The organism is Silvanigrella paludirubra (genome assembly GCF_009208775.1).
In the GTDB taxonomy this organism is placed as follows: domain Bacteria; phylum Bdellovibrionota_B; class Oligoflexia; order Silvanigrellales; family Silvanigrellaceae; genus Silvanigrella; species Silvanigrella paludirubra.
On record NZ_WFLM01000007.1, the window covers coordinates 22,578 to 43,858 of the forward strand.

Annotated in this window: 20 protein-coding genes and 2 tRNA genes; 8 read left to right on the plus strand and 14 right to left on the minus strand. The window is 29.0% G+C overall.

The window, feature by feature from the left end; genetic code table 11:
• Nucleotides 1-9 precede the first annotated feature (9 nt).
• A complete protein-coding gene (locus GCL60_RS16080; RefSeq protein ID WP_161998259.1) occupies nucleotides 10-825 on the minus strand; it encodes a transporter substrate-binding domain-containing protein in 816 nt (271 codons plus the stop codon).
• A gap of 205 nt (nucleotides 826-1,030) precedes the next feature.
• Here GCL60_RS16080 and GCL60_RS16085 point away from each other — a divergent pair, with 205 nt between their 5' ends.
• The 3 genes from GCL60_RS16085 (at nucleotide 1,031) to GCL60_RS16095 (ending at nucleotide 4,849) form a co-directional block, all read left to right on the plus strand.
• Entirely contained in the window at nucleotides 1,031-2,689 is a 1,659-nt protein-coding gene (locus GCL60_RS16085; protein ID WP_153421703.1) for a peptide ABC transporter substrate-binding protein, read from the plus strand.
• A 122-nt stretch (nucleotides 2,690-2,811) separates the two neighbouring features.
• Complete coding sequence (locus GCL60_RS16090) at nucleotides 2,812-3,051, plus strand: hypothetical protein (RefSeq protein ID WP_153421704.1); 240 nt, start codon at nucleotides 2,812-2,814, stop codon at nucleotides 3,049-3,051.
• Nucleotides 3,052-3,406: 355 nt separating this feature from the next.
• Complete coding sequence (locus GCL60_RS16095) at nucleotides 3,407-4,849, plus strand: catalase (protein ID WP_153421705.1); 1,443 nt, start codon at nucleotides 3,407-3,409, stop codon at nucleotides 4,847-4,849.
• A 26-nt stretch (nucleotides 4,850-4,875) separates the two neighbouring features.
• On the opposite strand, the gene GCL60_RS16100 is transcribed toward GCL60_RS16095, so the two are convergent.
• From GCL60_RS16100 to GCL60_RS16115, 4 genes are read right to left on the minus strand one after another with little or no spacing between them, the layout of a single operon-like run.
• Nucleotides 4,876-6,183 (minus strand): hemolysin family protein, encoded by a 1,308-nt coding sequence (locus GCL60_RS16100; protein WP_153421706.1) that lies wholly within the window; start codon nucleotides 6,181-6,183, stop codon nucleotides 4,876-4,878.
• A 12-nt stretch (nucleotides 6,184-6,195) separates the two neighbouring features.
• The gene (gene ybeY / locus GCL60_RS16105; protein WP_153421707.1) at nucleotides 6,196-6,762 is read right to left on the minus strand and encodes an rRNA maturation RNase YbeY; all 567 of its coding nucleotides are present in this window, start codon (nucleotides 6,760-6,762) and stop codon (nucleotides 6,196-6,198) included.
• A gap of 37 nt (nucleotides 6,763-6,799) precedes the next feature.
• Nucleotides 6,800-8,263, minus strand: coding sequence for a PQQ-binding-like beta-propeller repeat protein (locus GCL60_RS16110; protein WP_153421708.1), 1,464 nt, complete (start codon nucleotides 8,261-8,263; stop codon nucleotides 6,800-6,802).
• A 25-nt stretch (nucleotides 8,264-8,288) separates the two neighbouring features.
• Nucleotides 8,289-9,086 (minus strand): tetratricopeptide repeat protein, encoded by a 798-nt coding sequence (locus tag GCL60_RS16115; RefSeq protein WP_153421709.1) that lies wholly within the window; start codon nucleotides 9,084-9,086, stop codon nucleotides 8,289-8,291.
• 272 nt (nucleotides 9,087-9,358) lie between these two features.
• On the opposite strand from GCL60_RS16115, the gene csrA reads away from it, so the two are divergent.
• A complete protein-coding gene (gene csrA, locus GCL60_RS17485; protein ID WP_153421710.1) occupies nucleotides 9,359-9,667 on the plus strand; it encodes a carbon storage regulator CsrA in 309 nt (102 codons plus the stop codon).
• Nucleotides 9,668-9,676: 9 nt separating this feature from the next.
• Here the strand turns inward: csrA and murA are convergent, their stop codons facing one another.
• The 6 genes from murA to GCL60_RS16150 all read right to left on the minus strand — a co-directional run bounded on the left by murA (nucleotide 9,677) and on the right by GCL60_RS16150 (nucleotide 14,097).
• Nucleotides 9,677-11,017, minus strand: a complete 1,341-nt coding sequence (gene murA, locus GCL60_RS16125) for a UDP-N-acetylglucosamine 1-carboxyvinyltransferase (RefSeq protein ID WP_153421711.1) — start codon at nucleotides 11,015-11,017, stop codon at nucleotides 9,677-9,679.
• Nucleotides 11,018-11,216: 199 nt separating this feature from the next.
• Nucleotides 11,217-11,293 (minus strand) — tRNA-Val (locus tag GCL60_RS16130).
• Between the two features lie 49 nt (nucleotides 11,294-11,342).
• Nucleotides 11,343-11,419, minus strand: a tRNA-Val gene (locus GCL60_RS16135).
• A 10-nt stretch (nucleotides 11,420-11,429) separates the two neighbouring features.
• Entirely contained in the window at nucleotides 11,430-12,428 is a 999-nt protein-coding gene (locus tag GCL60_RS16140; protein WP_153421712.1) for an amidohydrolase family protein, read from the minus strand.
• A gap of 11 nt (nucleotides 12,429-12,439) precedes the next feature.
• A complete protein-coding gene (locus tag GCL60_RS16145) occupies nucleotides 12,440-13,117 on the minus strand; it encodes a hypothetical protein (protein WP_153421713.1) in 678 nt (225 codons plus the stop codon).
• Nucleotides 13,093-14,097 (minus strand): hypothetical protein, encoded by a 1,005-nt coding sequence (locus GCL60_RS16150; protein ID WP_153421714.1) that lies wholly within the window; start codon nucleotides 14,095-14,097, stop codon nucleotides 13,093-13,095. The genes GCL60_RS16145 and GCL60_RS16150 overlap by 25 nt, the downstream gene beginning before the upstream one ends.
• Nucleotides 14,098-14,259: 162 nt before the next feature.
• Between GCL60_RS16150 and GCL60_RS16155 the strand changes: the two genes are divergently transcribed.
• The 3 genes from GCL60_RS16155 to GCL60_RS16165 all read left to right on the plus strand — a co-directional run bounded on the left by GCL60_RS16155 (nucleotide 14,260) and on the right by GCL60_RS16165 (nucleotide 16,981).
• Nucleotides 14,260-15,318: a L,D-transpeptidase family protein gene (locus GCL60_RS16155; protein ID WP_153421715.1), complete on the plus strand. Its 1,059-nt coding sequence runs from the start codon at nucleotides 14,260-14,262 to the stop codon at nucleotides 15,316-15,318.
• A 247-nt stretch (nucleotides 15,319-15,565) separates the two neighbouring features.
• The gene (locus GCL60_RS16160; protein ID WP_153421716.1) at nucleotides 15,566-16,087 is read left to right on the plus strand and encodes a hypothetical protein; all 522 of its coding nucleotides are present in this window, start codon (nucleotides 15,566-15,568) and stop codon (nucleotides 16,085-16,087) included.
• Nucleotides 16,088-16,213: 126 nt separating this feature from the next.
• On the plus strand, nucleotides 16,214-16,981 hold the full coding sequence (locus tag GCL60_RS16165; protein ID WP_153421717.1) for a matrixin family metalloprotease: 768 nt from the start codon (nucleotides 16,214-16,216) through the stop codon (nucleotides 16,979-16,981).
• 1 nt (nucleotide 16,982) lies between these two features.
• On the opposite strand, the gene GCL60_RS16170 is transcribed toward GCL60_RS16165, so the two are convergent.
• The 3 genes from GCL60_RS16170 to GCL60_RS16180 all read right to left on the minus strand — a co-directional run bounded on the left by GCL60_RS16170 (nucleotide 16,983) and on the right by GCL60_RS16180 (nucleotide 19,330).
• On the minus strand, nucleotides 16,983-17,933 hold the full coding sequence (locus GCL60_RS16170; protein ID WP_161998260.1) for a class I SAM-dependent methyltransferase: 951 nt from the start codon (nucleotides 17,931-17,933) through the stop codon (nucleotides 16,983-16,985).
• A gap of 32 nt (nucleotides 17,934-17,965) precedes the next feature.
• Nucleotides 17,966-18,892, minus strand: coding sequence for a chemotaxis protein CheX (locus GCL60_RS16175; protein ID WP_153421719.1), 927 nt, complete (start codon nucleotides 18,890-18,892; stop codon nucleotides 17,966-17,968).
• A gap of 66 nt (nucleotides 18,893-18,958) precedes the next feature.
• Nucleotides 18,959-19,330 (minus strand): hypothetical protein, encoded by a 372-nt coding sequence (locus GCL60_RS16180; RefSeq protein WP_153421720.1) that lies wholly within the window; start codon nucleotides 19,328-19,330, stop codon nucleotides 18,959-18,961.
• Nucleotides 19,331-19,443: 113 nt separating this feature from the next.
• Here GCL60_RS16180 and GCL60_RS16185 point away from each other — a divergent pair, with 113 nt between their 5' ends.
• A complete protein-coding gene (locus GCL60_RS16185; protein WP_153421721.1) occupies nucleotides 19,444-21,177 on the plus strand; it encodes a M3 family metallopeptidase in 1,734 nt (577 codons plus the stop codon).
• Nucleotides 21,178-21,281 lie beyond the last annotated feature (104 nt).

Here is a 21,281-nt window from a genome sequence, read left to right on the forward strand (position 1 = left end):
TTTTACTTTTCAATCAAAATTCGCTATTTTTTTTATTTGATGGTTTATTTTATTTATAGTTTCTTGGCCAACTATTTTTGAACACATTAAATATCTCTTTTCATTATAGTTTAAATCATCAACATCTTTTATAGTGAGAGAATTTTTGTACTTTGGATTTTCCTTAAATAAATATTCAGCCTCATATCTTGATATGAGCATATAATCTCCGTTTTTTTCAATAATTTCATTTAACATTTCATAATTATCGTTAGAAGATAAAATGATTTCGTCTGGTTTATCTGATTTTACTGAACCTGTTATGTATTTTTTTGTTTTATTTAAAGTTTCTTCTATATAGTTTCCATAAGCATACCCTATTTTTAGTAATATTCTTAAATTTTTATTTTTTAGTATTTCGCTAAAGGTTTTATACTCTGTAAATCTATTATCATCTTTTCTTAAAAGAATTGATGTTCTTTTATCTTTAAAATAAGGTTTTGAATAAAAAACATAACTCAATCTTGATTTTATCATTAAAGCATTTGGATAACATACTTTTGTTTTATTTTCTTTCATCAATACAAGAGTTCTAACCAATGGGATATTATTAAATTCGTATTTAACATTCGCAGAATTTAGAATTTTTTTTAGTAAATGATAAGCAACTCCGTCGGAAGGTTTTGAATCATTTTTCTTGTAAATGAAGAATGGAGTTCTAGGCTGAATATTTATAAATACCGTGTCATTTTCTTGATTGTCTCCAGTCATATCTTTTGCGTAGATATTTTTCTCTGTATTTATTAGAAATATAAAAAATATTATAATATAGAATGATTTATTCATGAAGGTATTCATAAGAAACTTTCATTAGAGTGTTTTAGATATAATAATGAAACAAGGATAAAAATACAAATAAATAATTATATATATATTTTTGACGTTATTATTAAATAGTGATAAGTTTTTTTGACAAATAATTTTATATTGTCAAATTAAAAACACTTCATAGGCTTAACTAAAATGATATATAATTAAAATAGAAGTTTTTATGAGTAATATTTTAAAATGGTTTAAAATGACAAAAAATCAGATTTTTTATAATATGTACAAGGTATTCTTTATTGTTTTAATATGTTTGTATACTGGCAATTTGGCTTTTGCTCAAAAAGTTTATCAAAGAGATGAGCTTACTCGATTTTCAGGAGGCAAACCATATACCTTTGATCCTACAAATTCCGATGATTCACCCACGAATCTTGTTTTACAAGATTTATTTGAGGGTTTAACAAGGATAGACCAAAATGGAAAAGTCATTTTAGCCCTTGCTTCATCATATAAAGTTACAAATAATAAAAAAACTTATATTTTTAAGATTAGATCTGATGCTAAATGGTCAGATGGTTCAAAAGTAACAGCAGCTCATTGTGCTCTTCCTATTCAAAGAATAGTTAATCCTAAAATTTTAACAACGATTGGATTTTCATCTTATCCTATTTTAAATAGTCAAAAAATACTTGAAGGAAAAATGCCAATTAAAAAATTAGGGGTTCAAATTATAAACTCAGAAACTCTTCAAATTAAGTTATCTCAACCTTTTCCTCGTTTTTTAGAGCTATTAAGTGGTATAAATTATGTATGTTTAAACCCTAAAGATTTCAATTCTAAAGGTTTATTTATAAATGAAATTCCATCTTTATCTAATTCCGCCTATAGAATAAAAGATTATCTGAAAGAAAAGTTCATACGTTTTGAAAAAAATCCTTATTATTATAATTTTAATAATGTAAAAATAAATAATGTTATTTATTATTTTACTGAAGATATTTTATCGCAAATAAATATGTATATTACAGGACAAGCTGATATGACTTCTCCAAATATTTCATCGAATGAAATTCCATATTTAAATTCAAAGCTTATAGGTAGTCAGTTAATTCTAAATAGAACAGCTGATTCAATTATATTGATATTAAATATTAGTAAAAAACCTTTTAAAAATAATTTGAAGTTAAGAAAATCTATTTCTATGGTTATAAATAGGGATGAAATAGCGAAAAAAATATTGTATGATTCTAAATTTATTATATATGATATTGTCCCAGATTATATTTACGAATATACTCCTTATATTCCAAAATGGGCCACAGTGAGTTATGTTCAAAGAGTGAAAGAAGCAAAGAAACTATTTAATGAATCTGGTTTTAACGAAAATAATAAGTTAACAATAAAAATAAACTATAATTATAGTCCAGATAGTTATAAAATAGTAGAATCTATTTCAGATCAGCTTAAAAAAGAATTAGGTATTACTGTAATTTTAAATCGTTTAGATTATAATGACAATGTTACTTCAATTCGAGAAGCAAATTTTGAGATATCATTGATCACTTGGAATCCTAATTATTTAGACCCTATTGAATATTTAGGCCTTTTAAAAAGTACTAAGCATTATAAATTTTCATATATGAATAATCCTAAATACGATAATTTACTTGATATGGCTACTGCTCAAGTCGAAAATAAAAAAAGAAATATTTTATTTGAAAAAGCAGCTGCGATTGGAATGGAATATTATTCTGTTATTCCTTTATTTGATAAATTATCACGATATTTAGTAAATTCTGATATTGGTGGTTATAAAGAAAATGATCCCTATTTAAAATTATATTCACAGGATTTATATTTTAAAAAAATAACAATCAAATAATAACCACCTTTTTTGCAATATTTTTAAACATTTTAATTTAATCTATAATTATTGTAATTTTTAAAATAAAATAATATAACAGAAAAACTTTCATATTTTAATAAAAACAGAAAGGAGTTATAATGAATCTTGAAAAGAAAGAAGATAATTCAAATTCTGAGAATTTTAAAAAAGAATTAATTGATAATATTAAAGAAAAATCATCACATCCTTGTGTTATAGAAGCAAACTGGAAAGAAAAAGCATTTAAGGTAATTTGTTCTACTCCGCAATTAATTATAATTTCATTAAGTGCTATAATTATTTTTCTACTAAAAATATTGCATACTTTTCTTCATACTATCCATCTTATAAAAAAGTAATAATTCATTTTGTTTACTATTTTTTCTAATATAAATTAAAAGATGAATTAATAATTTAATAAAAAATAATTTCTAATAAATATTTGTTTTTATATGTTTAATTTATTATATTAATTGAAAATTAGAATTAATTTATTAAGTAAATAGAATTTATTTAACTTGACTTTAGGATACTCTTTGATTACGTAAGAATTCTTTATTAAATAGGTTATCTATTTTATAATATCAAAAATTATAAATTTTATTAAGTCCTGTTTAATAAAATGCTTATAAAAATAAAAATGACTTTAAATATTAAAAAATTTTCATAAAAATTTAGTCTTATTAAAATTAAATTACATATAGAAGGCATTAAATGAAAAAGAATAATAAATTAACAACGAGTGCAGGCGCTCCTGTAGTAGATAATCAAAATACAATGACTGCTGGTCGTTATGGTCCTGTACTTTTGCAAGACGTTTGGTTTTTGGAAAAATTAGCACATTTTGATCGTGAAGTTATTCCAGAACGTCGTATGCACGCAAAAGGTTCTGGAGCCTATGGAACATTTACAGTAACAAATGACATATCTAAATTTACAAAAGCTCATATTTTTTCTTCAATCGGTAAAAAAACAGATCTCTTTTTAAGGTTTTCAACTGTTGCTGGCGAACGTGGTGCTGCAGATGCCGAAAGAGATATTCGTGGTTTTGCCATGAAATTTTATACAGAAGAAGGAAATTGGGATTTGGTTGGAAATAATACGCCTGTTTTCTTTTTACGCGATCCCCTTAAATTTCCTGATTTAGCTCATGCAGTTAAAAGAGATCCTGTAACTAATATGCGCAGCGCTGAAAATAATTGGGATTTTTGGACCTTATCTCCAGAATCGCTTCATCAAGTAACAATAGTAATGAGTGATAGAGGTATTCCTTTTTCATATAGACATATGCATGGATTTGGAAGTCATACTTATAGTTTTTTTGATAAAAATAATAAAAGAAGTTGGGTTAAATTTCATTTTATTTCTCAGCAGGGCATAAAAAATCTTTCAGATTCTGAAGCAGAATCAATTATTGCAAAAGATCGTGAAAGCCATCAGAGAGATCTTTTTGAAAGTATTGAAAAAGGAGATTTTCCACGCTGGAAAATGTGTATTCAAATTATGTCGGAAGAAGATGTTGCAAAATGTAAATATAACCCTTTTGATCTTACAAAAGTATGGTTGCATAAGGATTATCCGTTAATTGAAGTTGGAATTTTAGAACTAAATCGAAATCCTGAAAATTATTTTGCAGAAGTAGAACAAGCTGCTTTTAATCCTGCAAACATCGTTCCTGGTATTGGGTTTTCTCCAGATAAAATGTTACAAGGAAGACTCTTTTCATATGGTGATGCACATCGTTACCGCCTTGGTGTCAATCACCAACTTATTCCTGTAAATGCTCCCAAATGCCCTTATCACAGTTACCATCGTGATGGTGCGATGAGAGTTGATGGAAACAAAGGAAAAACTTTAAATTATGAGCCAAATAGCAAAGGTGAGTGGCAACAACAAAACAATTATGCTGAGCCTCATTTAGTTCTTGATGGTACTGCAGGGCATTGGGATCATAGAGAAGAAAATGATTATTATTCGCAGCCTGGATTGCTATTTAGATTAATGAGTACAGATCAAAAACAAGTCCTTTTTGAAAACACAGCGCGCGCTATGGGAAATGCTTCGAATGAAATTAAATTAAGACATATCGAAAACTGCAAAAAAGCAGATCCCGATTATGGTGCAGGTGTTGCAAAAGCATTAGGGTTGTTTATTTAAAATTAAGATTTTCTACTTAATTCCTCTTAATTTTCTGAGGTATTCAAACGAACAACAACTCTTCTTACTCGGCGTTTACTTACTTCAACAATTTCCATAATAACATTGTTAATTGTTAACTTATCTCCCGATTTTGGAATTTGTCCAAAATGATGAAGAATTAAACCAGCAAGAGTATCAAATTCGTTTGTTTCAATTCCTTTAGTGAGTTCATCTACTTTTAAATCAAAGAAGTCGCAAAAATCATCTATATGAATTTTACATTCTACTAAATATTGATTTGCTACTTGTGTAGGACGAATGGCATCTTCTTCGTTGTCATATTCATCTCTTACTTCGCCAACAATCTCTTCAAAAATATCTTCCATGGTGACAATACCACTTGTGCCACCATATTCGTCTAAAACAATGGCCATATGCTGTTTGTGTCTTTTCATTTCTTGAAAAAGATGATCTACAGGTTTTGTTTCAGGGATAAACATAACTTCTCTTCTAATTTCAGAGACAGTAGATTCGTAACAAACGGGATCCCCTTGATGTTTCTTTAAGAAAAAAAGAGCATCTTTAGCATGAATTGTTCCAATGATATTATCAATTTTATCTTCATAAACAGGAATTCGGGAAAGTCCTGTTTCTCTAAATTTTTCAACGGCGTCTACTATTTTCATGGATTGAGATACGGCCGTTAAGTCAATGCGATGCACCATAATTTCACGTACAACGGTATCGCCTAGTTCAAAAATTCCTGAAAGCATATCGTGTTTTTGTTCAGCAATAACACCTTCTTTTTCTCCAACATTAATTAAAAATTCAAGTTCTTCTTCAGTAATTTGTGGATCTTTATTTGGATTTTTATTAGAGCGAGTGATAAAAGAGGTAATGTAATTACTTACTGCAGTCATTGCAATTGAAAACGGAAGTAAAATATAGTAAAAAAACTTATAAACATTTAAAACGGGAATAATGATTTTAACAGCATGGGTTTTTGCAAATGTTTTAGGAATAATTTCTGCAAATAATACAATAATGATTGTCATCATTCCAGTAACAAGCAATATAGGTGTATTGCCAAAATGTGTTCTAATAATGTCATCAACAAATATAGAAGCAAAAATATTAGCAAGATTATTTCCAATTAAAAGAGATGCTAAAACACGGGAAGGGCTATTTAACCATAAATTTAAAACTTGGGCTGATTTTTTACCTGATTCACATAAATGTTTTGCCTTAAGATTTGATATGCTCGTAGCAGCTGTTTCTGTCATTGAAAAAAATGCAGAAATGCATAAACTTATAATTACGATACCGATACCAGCAACCAAACTTTCTACCATTAATAAAATCCTTTATTTGCTTGAAAGAATTGCTTTGCACCAATTCGCTTTGCCCATTTCTTTTTGAAGTTCATTCTGTAGGTTTTGTTCTAAATGAGTCATAACCTTCCATGCGCTTTTGTTACGTTCGTGATCAAACCCTTTTAAATGGACAATCCCATGAATAATCATTTTTTCAAGTTCTTGAGAAATTGTTACACGAGCTTTCTTTGCTTGATTATAACAAACGGGGAGACATATTAAAATATCTCCTAAATAAGAATATTCAGATTCATTTGGTAAATCATCTGAATATGGAAAGCTTAAAACATCAGTCGGATAATTTTTGCCTCTATAATATGTGTTACTTGAAAGCATTTCATTTTCATCGCAAATACGAATGCCTATTTCAGTAGAAAAGTCACACATTAGCGATAATATGAATTGAATTCTTTTTTTTAATTCTGCAATTTTTGCAGTAATAATTATTTTTTCACTTGTTATTTCAAAGCTAGAATTTTTTGATTTTTTAATTTTATTAAATTTTTTTGTTGATAATACGACACTTGAAATTAATTTAATTTTTTTATCTTTTTTCATTTTCCACGTTCATAATAAATTGATTATAGTAAAAATGTTATTTTACTTTAGCATAGAAACAACGAAATCCATTTTGTGAAAAACTAATACAAGCATCTGCTTTGTCATAGCCTGCAAAAAACTCACCATTTGTTTCACCAATAGGGAGATTTTGGGACAATATTTTTCCATTATTAGGATCTACCATAAATATTTGCCCTCTTGAAGAGGCTGCTAAAATAACATTTTTCTTGGTGACAAATACACTCATAATTGGTGAAAGGTCATAGGTTAAACTGGTAGACCAAAGAACTTCGCCTGTTTCTTTATTTAAACTTACTAATTTTCCATTTGAAGAACCAATTAAAACACTATTTTGGTATAATTTTGGCTGAGCAACACTTCCTAATGGATAACTCCAAATAGCAGACTTTGAATCTAAAGATATATTTTGTGTCATGCTTTCTGTGTTGGAAACTATTAAGTTTCTATCGATCACTAATGGAGTAGAAACAATTGAGTTAAATTTATCTGGTCCTGCTGGAAGTTGCGTCGATTCTCTTTGAGAATCTGTTGCTTCTTGAACTTGCCAAGACCATTCAATGCTCCCTGTTTTGGGATTTAAAATAAGAATAGCCCCAAGATTTGTACCAACAATGATTTCTGTTGGTGTACTTGTCAATGCATTTGAAGTGAGTCTTAAGTTTGCATCGGGTGCGAGGCGAACGGCCCAAGATAGTTTTCCTGTTTCCCAATTAAAAGCTTGTATGTACTCATTTGCAGAAAAAATATAAACATTTCCATTTTGAATAATTGGAGTGCCAACAAATTTAGAAGAATTTGAAAAAACCCATTTCATACCTGGTGAAAGTAACAATGTTTCTTTAATTAATTCTTGATAAATTAAACCATTTGCAGCACCAGATTGATCTTTATATATTGGTTTAGGTCTAAAAATAGCCATATATTTTCTTGAATATGTACCCCATAAAGAAGTATTTTCAGAGCCTAAAAATGGCAAATAATTATTAAATGTATTTGCTTCAACTTTTAAAAGATAACCTTTATTTGTTCCAATTAACCAATGATTGTCATAAAAAATAGGAGTAGAAGATACTGAACCTGGAATAGGGTAACTTTGTAAAAATTGACCACTTCTATTTAAGTCAAAACAATTTATTGTGTTTGTCTCTGGGGATGCGCCGCAAACAGGTCTAGGCAAAATAGATATTTTTGATTTATTAATTAAAGAGTTCTTTGAATTTTCCTCTTTTATTTTTTTTTGCATTTCAAAAGTAAAGATATTGTCTGGAGTTAATCCTCCAAATTGCGAAAACGTTTTTTGATACGGAATAACAACTGTGGGGCGAGTAGAAAAAGAACCAACGGGGCCAGGAGAATACGCACCAACAACTTCAAGAATTTCGGGATGTGAAGTAACAAGTTTTATTTCAGCAAAGGGAAATACAGAAACAGAATATCCCAAAGAAAAAAGACAACAGGTAAATTTAGATAAATTCATTTAGAAGATTTCCTAATAATATTAATTATGATTCTAAATAATTTAGCCATATTTTTGCCTGTTGCTGAATATCAGAGGCTTGTGAAGCTGAATTAGAATTAGAATCACTAGATGATATAATTTGATTTAAAACTTTAAGAGCTTCTTCTTTATTTCCAGATAGAAATAATATTTGAGCCCTTAATAAACGGGCATGATTAGGAAGAGGATTTTGTGGAATTTCTTCTACAATTTTTAATTCATCGAGAGCTTTTTTCTCATTTTTTTCTGAAGCATAAATGCCTGAGAGAGTTGTTCTTATTTGAACTTGGAGTAAGGGATATCTTCCCGTATTAGCAACAATTGGTTCTAAAATTTCTTTTGCTTTATCATTTAATCCTTTTGAAATATAATAAGAAGCCGCTTTAATTGCTGCTTGCCAGCCGATTGCTTCAGTGTCATATTTTTTAGAAAATTGAGAAAATTGTTCCATGCTTTTTGTATAATCGGGAGTAAAATCTTTAGGAGCATTTCCTTTAAATAATTCAAGCTTTTTTTGATAATCAAGATTTTCTTTATTAAAAACTTCTTCAATTAAAGAATATTCTTTTGATAGTTTTTGATTTTTAGATGTCAATGCTTGATTATAAATTAAAAAGCCTAAGCCTACGATTGCTACTGAAGCAATTAAGCCAATTAAAGTCCATTTTCGTCTTTGTGCTATTTTAATTGCTTTGTAAGATGTTTCTTCAAATAAAGTATTTTCTGAACTTCTTTTAGGATTTATAATATTTGATTTTGATGCATCATTATCTAGTGCAAGATTTCGTAACAAACGAATCACCTTAAGACTCCTGCTTCAGGAAAAAATATGGAATAGCCTGAAAAAAAATGATTTCCAGGAATTGTCCCTGTAATTAGTATCACAGATATTGTAATTTGTAAGTCTTTATCCAATTTCAAACTAAATAGTATAGACTTTATTTTCATTGTGACAAAACTTTAGCGCACGGCTTTTATTTTGATATACCATAATGTAGGAATTAGCTATAATGGGTTTATAAATTCAAACAAGTCTCTTGGTTAGAGCTTGGCTGGCCATGGAGGGTCTGCATCGTGTTGGTTTTAACGCGTAAAGTTGGCGACGTTATTGCAATTGGCGATAATATTAAAATTATTGTTATGGCAATTAAAGGAAAACAGGTTCGCTTAGGAATTGAAGCGGACAGGTCTACTGTTGTGCATAGAGAAGAAATTTATCAAAAGATAAAGCAGGAAACAAATGCTGCATCGCAAGCATCTGTTGACTCCACTGCTGTTGCTAAAGAACTTTTACAAGGTAAACAATCTACAGATGATCCTCTTTCAAAAGAGAAAAAAGGAATTAAAATAATAAAGAGAAATTCAAATCCAGAAAAAAAATAATATAAATATTTATATTTGTCCTTTAATGATTGATACATCTCCACCCATTTGAGTTAGTTTTTCAACAATATTATCATACTTTCTTTGTAGTTCATGAATATTTGATAATAATGTTGTTCCTGATGCAACAAGACCCGCAATAACTAAACACATTCCTGCGCGAATATCTGTTGGCATTTTAAAGTTACCTCCAACTAAATTAGTTGGTCCATGGATAATTGCGGAGTGAATGTGATTTTTATTTTTAAATCGGCATGGAGCTTCGCCAAGACATGTGGAAAATAAATTAATGTTAGCGCCCATGCTATTTAAGTAACGTGTATAACTAAGTCTGTCCTCAAAAATAGTTTCATGCAAAATGCTAATTCCATCAGCCTGGGTAAATAAAACCATAAAAGGTTGTTGCCAATCTGTCATAAAGCCGGGATGTACCTCAACTTCAATATGGCTATGTTTAAGTCTTTTTCCTTTTGGACTGGAAACATAAATTCCTTCTGAGTTAACTCTAAATTCAGCACCCATTCTTTGGATATAATTTAAAAAACTATACAAAGGATCGTGAGGGATTTTTTCTAATAAAACATTTCCGCCAGTTGCCAGAGCTGCGCAAGCAAAACTAACAGCTTGGTTTCTGTCGGGCATAACGCGAAGTTCGCAGCCTTTTAAGCGAGGAACTCCTCGAATTACATAAGTTCTATTTGCATTTATTGTGATATCGGCACCCATTTTTTGTAACATTTTTACAAGCTCTGTTACTTCTGGCTCGATAGCTGCATTTTCAATAATGGTGCGGCCTTTTGCTAGTGTTGCGGCAATGATTAGATTTTCAGTAGTCATAACGCTAGGAAAAGGTAATATGATATGTGCCCCTTGGAGACCTTGTTCATCAACAAAAATATGATAAAGATCGCCATCTAATTCAACATGGGCACCCATTTCTTGAAGACCTTTAATATGAAAATCAACAGGTCTTTTTCCTATTTTATCTCCGCCAAGGGTTCCATAAATATATGCACTGCCGAATCGGTGCAACAAAGCACCAACAGCTAAAATGGAGATTCTATTTTTTTGACAAATTTCTCGTGAAATAGAGTTTTTGGTTATACCGTTAGCGCATAACCTGACAGTATGCTCATCAACGTATTCAACTTCTCCTCCAAGATGGGCAAATAACTCTTCTGCAATTTTTCTTTCATTAACTGCGGGGGCGTTTTTTATTAAAACATGCTCATTTGTTAATAAAGAAGCAATAATACATTTTGTTACCTGATTGCTGCTGCCTGCAATAGACACCTTACCGCCTGCAAGCTTTTGGCCGCCATTTATCTTTAAGAGTTGTTCCGCTGTCATAAAAATCCTTATTTTTCATACAAAAAAAATTTCAAATTTCTGTTTTCATTTATCGGTAAGGAGATAAAATTCCTATAAAAATAGCTAAAATCTATTTTTGAATGTCTCCCTAGGATATTTTATAATAGGTAAAACAAAAAGCAGAAAGCGGAACTCAAATATTTATTTTTAAAAGTTTAATTATGAATTAAAAATAGGATGGTGGGTGCTTAGGGACTCGAACCCCAGACCCTCGCCTTGTAAGGGCGACGCTCTAACCAACTGAGCTAAGCACCCTCAAATTGGATTTGAATTTAACTTTTTGTTTCTTGGGAAAACCATAAAATGGTGGGTGCTTAGGGACTCGAACCCCAGACCCTCGCCTTGTAAGGGCGACGCTCTAACCAACTGAGCTAAGCACCCGCAAGTAACATCAAGTTAGGTTTATTTCAGTATGCGACCTACCAAGTAATGTCAATAAGGTTTCTTGGTTTTTTTTAAACCTCTGAATATGAAAGCCTAATTTTTCTTTTATCCGAAGATCTTTTAAAAAAGGATTTTTAATGGCTGAAATTTCTTTATAAGAAGAAAGTCCAATTTTATCAATAAGAAACAAAGGAAAAGAAGGGACTGGCCAATCGGTGGCAAACAAGAGACGATCTCCTAATAAACTTGCCTGTGATTTTTCAAATAGTTTTAATGAAGATCTAGCCCGAGTTGGATTAAACAAACCTGAAGTGTCTAAAAAAAAGTTTTCATATTGAGAAGCTAGTTCTTCAGCCTCATGCATTTGTGATGGGGTACCTGCATGAGCTGCAATAACGACCACGCCAAGGTCTAATGCCTTTTTTAATTTTAAAATATGATTGTTTTTTAGCCAGCCTTTTTTAGGCTCAGCAAACGTATATTCATTATCTGTATGGCTTAAAAGAGGAATTTTGTAATGCTTTAGAGCTTCATAAAAGGGAAAACATAATTTATTTTCTGGGTCAATCCCCATCATGGATGGCAACCATTTTATTAAAAATGCATTATTTTTTGCACATATTTCTAACTCTTGAATTGCGTCTTTTCGATAAGGGTGAATGGATGCTCCATGTAATAAAGTATTAGGAAATTGTTTTACAGCATAATCTCCCCATGAATTAGGAATATACATTTGAATAAATTCGGGAATTAATTTACCAGATTCATCATAAATTGCATCTAAACATAAAGTAACTGCTTTATTTATTTGTTTTGATTCTTCTATTAAATTTGAAATTCTTTTAATCCAAATAAGATCGATATCTGAATTCATTTGTTCGTTAGTTATTTTTTGTGACTTTTTTAAAAAGAAAAAACTCGGTCTTTTTTCAAAAATTTTTCCTAAAATAATACCTGAATGACAGCATCCTGACCCTGCAAGATGAACATGAAAATCAATTAGCATAGTGATTAGACCTAATAATAATTGTGAGCATTGGGGTTTCTTACAAATAATTTAAATAAAAAATAAAATGTAATCATTAATATTAAACCTTCCCATCCTTCTAATTTAATAATGGGGTGAGAAGCAACAAGAGCTAATGCAAATCCTAAACTGCTTAATAACCAACATGAAATAAGAACCCATCTGCATATAAAAAAAGCTCTCCAAGATACTATAAAAATATATGGAATTAATTTTGATCTTGTTTTCAACCTTGCTTCTGTTAATTGTGAATTCCAAAAATGGAAATAAAGAGAAATAATACAGAGCTTACTTACACCTAAAGAAACAATATCTTTTATTCCTGTGGTATATGATAATGTTAAATATAAAATAATAAATATTGTCATTATAATTAAGGAGGGAGTTTTTTTGTTTTCAAAGTAGTAGCATATATGTAAATATATTTTTGATAAGATAATATTATAAGCTAGTAAATATATACTAATTAGAATTAAAATTACACTAATTTCAATAAAAGAAAAGTTTTTTGAAAGCAGTAATTTAAGAGCATATCCTTCAGAAATACTTAAAAATAATAAAAAAGAAACAGAAGAAAAAAGGATAAATAGAAATTTTAATCTTTTTTTGAAAAGATGTTGTTTTCTTTTATAGTAGTCTGCACTTAATTCTCTGTATTTTTCTTCCATTCAGAATAATCCTTTTCAAGGGTATTAATATAATTTTGTCCCTTAGCAAGAAGTTCAATTAAACGATCAAATGCACCAATTTTATTTGCTTCTGTATAACGTTCGTCTCTTGATAGTTTATAATCAGGCTCCATAGCTTCTTGGATAGAGTATTTTTGTTCATCTAAGCTTTTTTTAAAGCTTATAGTATAATTATCTAAATAATTTAATTTTTTACTTTTATTGGGCATTAGTTTTTGTTTCGAAAAAACAATCAGTGAGTTATTAGCAAGAGTTAAATCATTTATAAATTGTTCAAAAGCAAAAAGTTCAAAATTTGTACCCGATCTTAATCTGAAGTTAGTATCTTCAAAGCATAAAATAATTAATTTATTTTTTGGTAATATATCTTTATAAAATATACTTCTATTATTTTTTTCATTAGAAAAACTATCCCTATTATTTATATAATTCTTTTTAATATCGTTCCAAAAATACAAGGAAGAAATTTTGTTTGAAATGATATCTTTGAAATATTCAAGGAATATATTATCTATATTATAAGAATTATACTTTTTATAAGTTATAATTGAAATACATTTAATCATAAAAGCAATAGATAATTGAATGCTTTCTGCTGCAGATGTGCATTCTTGCCAGGCGATTATTTTTGAATTAACCATTCCTTTTTTTAATGGCCAGTTTGATTCTATTTTTTCTATTACAAAGTTGGTTGAATTTAAATTTTGAAAAGTTTTTTTTATTAAAGAGCATTTGCAATCATATTGAGTTGGAGCATCTGTTGAATTATGAAATTTTAATAAAAATCCATCACATTTTTTTACTTCACCAATATTATCTTGATTATTACAAAGAGTTTCATTAATGAGAATATCAATATCACAAGATTTTTTAGTTTGAATTAACCTTCTTGCTTTTTTAACAAACTCATTAATTTCATAAACAATTGCTTTTAATGTTTGATCTTTTGTTTCAGTCATAAAGAGGAGCTGTCCTTAATATAAACAATTCTTTTTAAAAAACACTTTATCTGGGAAAATTCTTTCAATGACGAGACTTTGACGATCTAGAATTAAATTATTATTCCCTTTAAACTCATTATATCTATCATTATTTTTTAATGAATGCTTCGGAGCTAAAATATGAAATTGTATTATTTATACAATAAAAATACATTAAAAGTTCTTTTTTTATGTTTAATTTTATATTCTCCCATATGCTTGGCAAATACAGATTCAACTGAATCAAATCAAATCATAGCGGAAAATTCAATTTCAGAGAAGTTAAACCAAAAAGCAGCAAGTCAAATACCAGCTTCATTCATTAGTTTAGGAAGAAAGCCTTCTGCATATGCACTTGTTGTGGAAAAACTGCAACATAAACTTAGTGTTTACAAAGAAAATATCACAGGAACATATGAGATTATTAAGACATATCAGGCTGTTACTGGAAAAAAACAGGGTGATAAAAAATCATCTGGTGATAAGAAAACACCTGAAGGAATTTATTTTATAACAGGCAAAATAACTGGGGGTAAACTACCACCTAAATATGGTCCTGGCGCTTTAACTTTAGATTATCCAAATATCTTTGATCAAAGATCAAGTAAAACAGGATATGGAATTTGGATTCATGGAGTTGAAGATGATTCAAGAATAAGCAAAGCATTTGATACGGATGGTTGTGTCGCTTTAAGAAATGACGATTGGCTAGATTTAGAGAAGTACATTACTCCCTTAGAGACGCCAGTCGTGATCACAAAAGAAATGACTTTACTCGATTCCTCTAAAAAAATCGAAGAAACAAAAGTTGCAATTCAGTCTATGTTAGACTCCTGGAAAAAATCTTGGGAAAATTCTGATTTAAATGAATATCTAAGTTTTTATTCAGATTCCTTTAATACTTTAGGAAAAAATAAAAAACAATGGCTTCAGCTTAAAACTACTTTAAGTAACAATAGAAAAGGTAAAATAAGTATTGAAATTAGTGATCCTAAAATTTTATCTTTTGAAGATGAAATATTTGTTTCATTTCTTCAAAAATATAACTCCCCTGAAAAAGAAGATTTTGGAAGAAAGTTTCTTTATTTAAAAAAAGAAAACGATCAATATAAAATTATATCTGAGAAATGGTATGAAGAAATTCAAAATTCGGATTTATTAAGTGCTTTAGTAAGGCAACCAAATAATGAGTATAAATAATTCAGTATCGAAAAAGAGTTCTAAAAAATTTAATTTAATATTTTTTATTGATTCTGAAAAAACATATCATTATAAACTCAATCTTTTTTTTGTTAAATTTGTGTTGTTTTTTTTATTTTTATTATTAGTTATATCTTCTATTTCAATTTATTTTAGTTTGACTTTGTTTCAGAAGAATCAAATTCAAGAGAAATATATAATTTCTTTTAAAAAAAGCTTGCTTCAGTATTCTTTTGAGAAAAATTTAATGAAAGAAGAAAGTAATAAAAATAATGAATTAGTTTTAAATTTACCTCAAAAAGAAGAATTAAAAAATAATGATGTAAAGAAAATAGAAATAAAGAAATTAGAAGTTAAAAAAGAAGAATTAAATAAAGTAGAAACTAAAAATGAAGAGGTTTTAATAATTCAAAATAGTGGTATAAAAATTGAAAATCCAAAAATATTACCAGAAGTAAATAAAACTCGTTTTATTTTTTCATTGTCTAATACAAATTTATCTAAAAACTCAATATCTGGAAAAGTATGCGCTGTAATAATTGGGGTAAATCAAAAAGGAGAAAATTTAATATATAAAATTCCAGAAGAGATTAAGTTAAATAATCAAAATGTTCCTTATTCATGTGACAAAGGGGAGCAAGTTAAATTTAGTAGATTACGTCCTACTGAGTTCTCGATTAAACTAGGAAAAAATGAAATTACAATTCAAAAAGTAAATATTTATTTCTCGTATATTGGAGCTAACGGAATAGTAGCTAATAGCTTCTAAATACACTCATATAAATAAAAAAATTTTAGAAAAACAAAAATATTAAAGAGCGTCAAAATTATATGGTCTCTATAATATATTTCATTTTGACGATAGGCACTCATTGCATAGCATTGAGGCTTATGAATGAAACTTATACAAATTACTAAAAAACTATTTATTTTAACTTTATTAAGTTTAATAAGCATATCTTGTGGTATGCAACAGAAAACTGTTGAATATGATGACTTCTCTGGTGACGTCAATCAACCCATTATATTTTCAGAAGGTTGGGGTACTAATTATAATTATCCTGTAATAGTTGATATTAGTACAGCAATTACCTCAGAAAACTCAAACTTATATAATTATATACAATTGGCTGTTGATACTTGGAATAATGCAATAGGAAGAACAATATTGCAATTAAGACAAGGCACAGTCACAAAAACAGGAAATTCTTTTTCAAGTTTGTTTTTACCTAATAATGAATCATTTAATGCTTTGTACTATGATCAAATTTCAGGAGGTAGCGGTGGTTGGGTAAAGAATACGGGAAAATCTTCATCGACAATTGCAACTACAATTTATAATTATAAAAAGAATGTTATTTTAAAAGCAAATATTCGATTTAATCGAGATACTTATTATTTTGGAGATACAACTGCAGATTACAACTCCTCAACACAGTATGTTGCCGATATGCAAAGCATTGCTTTGCATGAATTAGGTCATTTTTTGGGTTTAGGCCATGCTGTAAGTGAAACAAATAGCGTTATGTATCCAACAATAAATGTGGGTCATGATTCCGTTACTTCAAAAACTCAGGTAATATGTTTATCTAGCAATGATTTAGAAAGAATACGCTCAATATATACAGGTGGTTCTGCGGCATCGTATAAATGCTTAAATTAAATTATTTTTTAGTTAATAACCATGCTTGATGTATTTTCTCATTGCGAAAATCTTGAGGTAATGTCTTTTTAGTAATATTTTCAATATTAAAATTTTTTGAAAACTCATCATTATCAAATTTAAAGGATCTAAGATTATTAGAAAAAATAATTGTTCCTTTTTCAGAAAGTATTTTTTCACAATTTTTTAGAAGAGAAATATAATCACGTTGAATATCAAAGCTTTCACTCATTTTTTTTGAGTTTGAAAAAGAAGGAGGATCAACAAAAATAAGATCAAATTTTTTCGAATTCATAGTTAAATTATCAAGCCATTCAACAATATTTGCTCTTATAAATTCGTTGTTGCTATTTGATATATTGTTTAATTTAAAATTTGATTCAGCCCATTTTAAATATGTATTACTCATGTCAACCGTGGTTACGCTTTTGGCATTTCCAAGTGCGGCAGCAACGCTAACAGAACCAGTATAGGCAAATAAGTTTAAAACATTTTTATCAAAAGATAGTTTTTTTACAATTTGTCTTGTTTTTCTGTGGTCTAAAAACAATCCGCAGTCTAAATAATCAGATAAGTTAACTAAAAATTTCATATCTCCTTCATTTACAACTCTGGTAACACCTTTTTCATTTTCTCTCTCATATTGTGATAATCCTTTTTGTTTTTTTCTTACTTTTAAAAAGAAATCATTTTCATTTAATACAAAATATTTTTTTAAGTCTGAAATGACTTCTTCTAGTTGTAATTGATCCGCAATTTCATACTCATTTGAGAGTTCAGAATTGTTTTTAGATCTTTCATATTGATATAAAACAATAGCACCTGAGTAAAAATCAACTGCAAAAGGATACTGTGGAATATCCTTATCATAAATTCTAAAAGCAGTTATATTCTCTCTTTTGCTCCATTTTTTTAGAAATAAGTAATTTTTTTTTACACGGTTTATAAACATGGATTCCATTTTTTTACCAACTTTATTAAGACTTAAAATAGTATAAGCTCGCCTTCTTCAATCATTACTTGAAGTTTTTCTGGCTCAACAGGTTCGTAATTGTCGTTGATTTCAAGGCAAAATTCAACAAAAACACAAGCTACTTTTTCATACAAAAATGGAATAACCAAAACAGGAGAAGAACTTTTATAGTCTAATATGTGATAAGGGTCAGATAATACAGAAGGAACTGTAATTTCGAAGCTCATTCCTTTTTTCTTTAAAAACTGTTGTTTTGCCCTACCCATGATTTGGTTACAAAGTTCACCGCACATATCTGAAATTCCGAGATCATCTGCAATTGCATTTGGGCCAAGCATTTTAAATAGAAAAGAAGCCAATAGTTTTTTTGTTAAGTTAATAGACATTGAGCCTTTGATCTGTGGACTAGATAGACCAATTACAGCACTTATTTCGCTAAGACTATCATTCCCTGTTTTAAGAAATGGTCTTCCTGCAGCAATTGCTATATTTCCAATGGAATCAAAGATATGAATTGTCGATTCAAGAAATATTTTTAATATTTCAGGTTCAAACGCACCGTGGTCACCTTTATTTGGATTAATAGCATATTTAATTTTTTCTGATAATAATTTATAGCGATAGGGTTTAACAAAAATATGATTAATTCCAAGTGAACTAAATTTATTTAAGTCTTCTTTGTTTGGAGAAGATGTTGTCATGATTACGTGTGTATTTGAGTGTGTAGGATTTTTTAAAAATGAGTTTACAATTTCTATACAAGGCATTCCCTTGTAATTTTGATCTACAATAATAATATCAAATTTATATTCTTTTAAAATATCGCTCAGAGTTTTTGAGTTATCAAAAAAATAGGCTTCATGCCCATCTGCAACTAGAAAATGGTTTAAATTTTCAATTGATTTTTGTGAAGAGTCTGCAACAAACAGCTTAGCCATATTATTTTCCAAGAGTTTTATCCAATATTAAAAATAAGTCTCCTCTTTTAATTGAAAAATTATCAATTAATTATCAATTTTAGGTAATGCATATTCTTCAAATAAAGCCCAACACCTCATATCTCTACTATAAAATGCAAGCATAACTCCTACGTCGGACCAATATTTGTATCTTGCATTCCAGTAAGTGTAATACCGTAAAAATAAATTTGAGGTTTTTCCACTTACTAATGAGTCTGGAGTGGGTAAAAAATCATCTATAAAGTAACATTCCCCTGCCTGTTCGAGCCTCAAAAAAGGTAAATTAACAGGAGTTGGAGGTGGTCCGCGAACGACTGGCGGGGTGCTGCATCCATTTAGTAAAAGACTTAAAAGAGCTAAAAAGACAAATCTTTCTACTCTCATCTTTTTTGTGTATGTTATTAAACGCAGTTGCATTTAAACCCCTTTCCGCCTGCTTTAATAATCGGAAAGGTTTACAAATTGCTTAATTACAAGAAAATTTCTAGTTTTGTTAATGACAATTTGCTGACTTTTTATGAAAGGTGACAATGTCTCAGCTTTATACGCTTCCAGAAAGAAAAAAAAGAATTTTTATCGATGAAAAATTTAACCCTTTAGATAAAAACGATGTTCGTCATTTATTAGCAAGGCTTTCTACTGAAATCCCTTTCGATTTTAAAAGTGCTGCAAATTGGTATGGACTTTTTCATGAAGCCTCCTGTGCCATATCAGAAGCGCATACTATTTTAGAATTAAATTTAAGTTTTAATATTAGTGATATTGTAGCTGAAAAAAAATTAGTTGAATTTGAAGAAAATATTTTATCCCAGCTATTGAATATAAGAAGTGAATTAATGGATACCTACATGACTTCACCTTGGCGCAATTCAATGCACTTATATGATAATGATAGAATTATTAAAGATTTAAATATTAGAAGAAAATATACTTCAACAGCAATATCAAAGCTTCAAATTGAAGAAAATCAATTAATCAGAGATTATAAAAAATTTTCACACTCTGCAAAAACTTTATTTGAGGGAAGAACAACTCCGGTTTCTGTTGTGATAGGAAAATTAAATGATAATGATCCTTATACAAGAAAGTCCGCTTTTTTAACATATTGGAACTTTGTTAAAGATAATGAAGAAAAGTATCAAGAAATATTTGAAAAGCTTTTAATCAATCGAAAAGAACAAGCTGCAACTGTTCAGGCAGATGATTATACCGATATTGCTTTTGCAGAACTTGGTCGAATGGACTATGGGAAAGAAGATTGTGCTGAATTTAGAAATTCAATTTATCACGAGGTTATTCCTGTTGTAAAAGACTTATCTATTCGTCAAAAAGAATCTTTAAAATCAGATTGCATAGCGCCATGGGATATATCAATTTGGCCAGATCTTATGCCTGAAAAACTTCCTGCAAATGGAAACTTAAATCATTTAATTTCTTCAATGCAAAATATTACATCTAAAATTCATCCTTCTTTTGGTAAATTATTTAATGAGATGAGGAAAAATAATTTAATAGATATTTCTCCAAGAAAAGGAAAAGCCCCTGGAGCTTTTTGTGTTACTTTTCAGGAAAGTGGTTATCCTTTTGTCTTTGCAAACTTTGGTGGTAATTTTAGAGATGCAATGACTTTTATTCATGAGTTTGGTCATGCCATTCATGGTTATGCTGTTTCAAATATTGATAATGTATTATTGCGGCATCCAGGTTTTGAATTTTGTGAGGTAGCAAGCATTGGTTTAGAACTTTTAGCAAGCCCTTTTTACTCTGATCTGTGGGTTAATAAGAAGGACTCTAATAAAGCTTTATCTTTTCAACTTTTTCATATGCTAAATTTTTGGCCATTTATGGCAATGATGGATGAATGGCAACATAAAATATATTCGTCTAAAGAAATTCCAACTTCCGAACAAAGAAATAAAATTTGGCGCGATGTTTCTAAAAAATATAGGCCACAGGTAAATTGGGATGGCTATGAAGATATTGAGGAGCTTGGTTGGTTAAGTCGTCCTCATATTTTTACTTCTCCTTTTTATTATATTGATTATGGAATTGCTCAATCAGGAGCTTTACAACTATGGAAAAAAAGCAAAAGTAATTATAATCAAGCTGTCTTAAATTATATTTCAGGATTGAGTCTTGGATCACAAAAATCATTACAAGGTTTGTTTGAAGCAACAGGATTGAAATTCGATTTTAGTAGAAAAAGTTTGAAAGATCTTTGTCATGAAATACAAACGGAAATTATAAAAATTTGTGGTGAGTAAAATTAAAATTTTTATATTTCTGTTAATTAACAATTAAAAATTGTATGTAATAATATCATATAAAATCAAATAATTTATATTTAATTTGCTATAATAAATAAAAA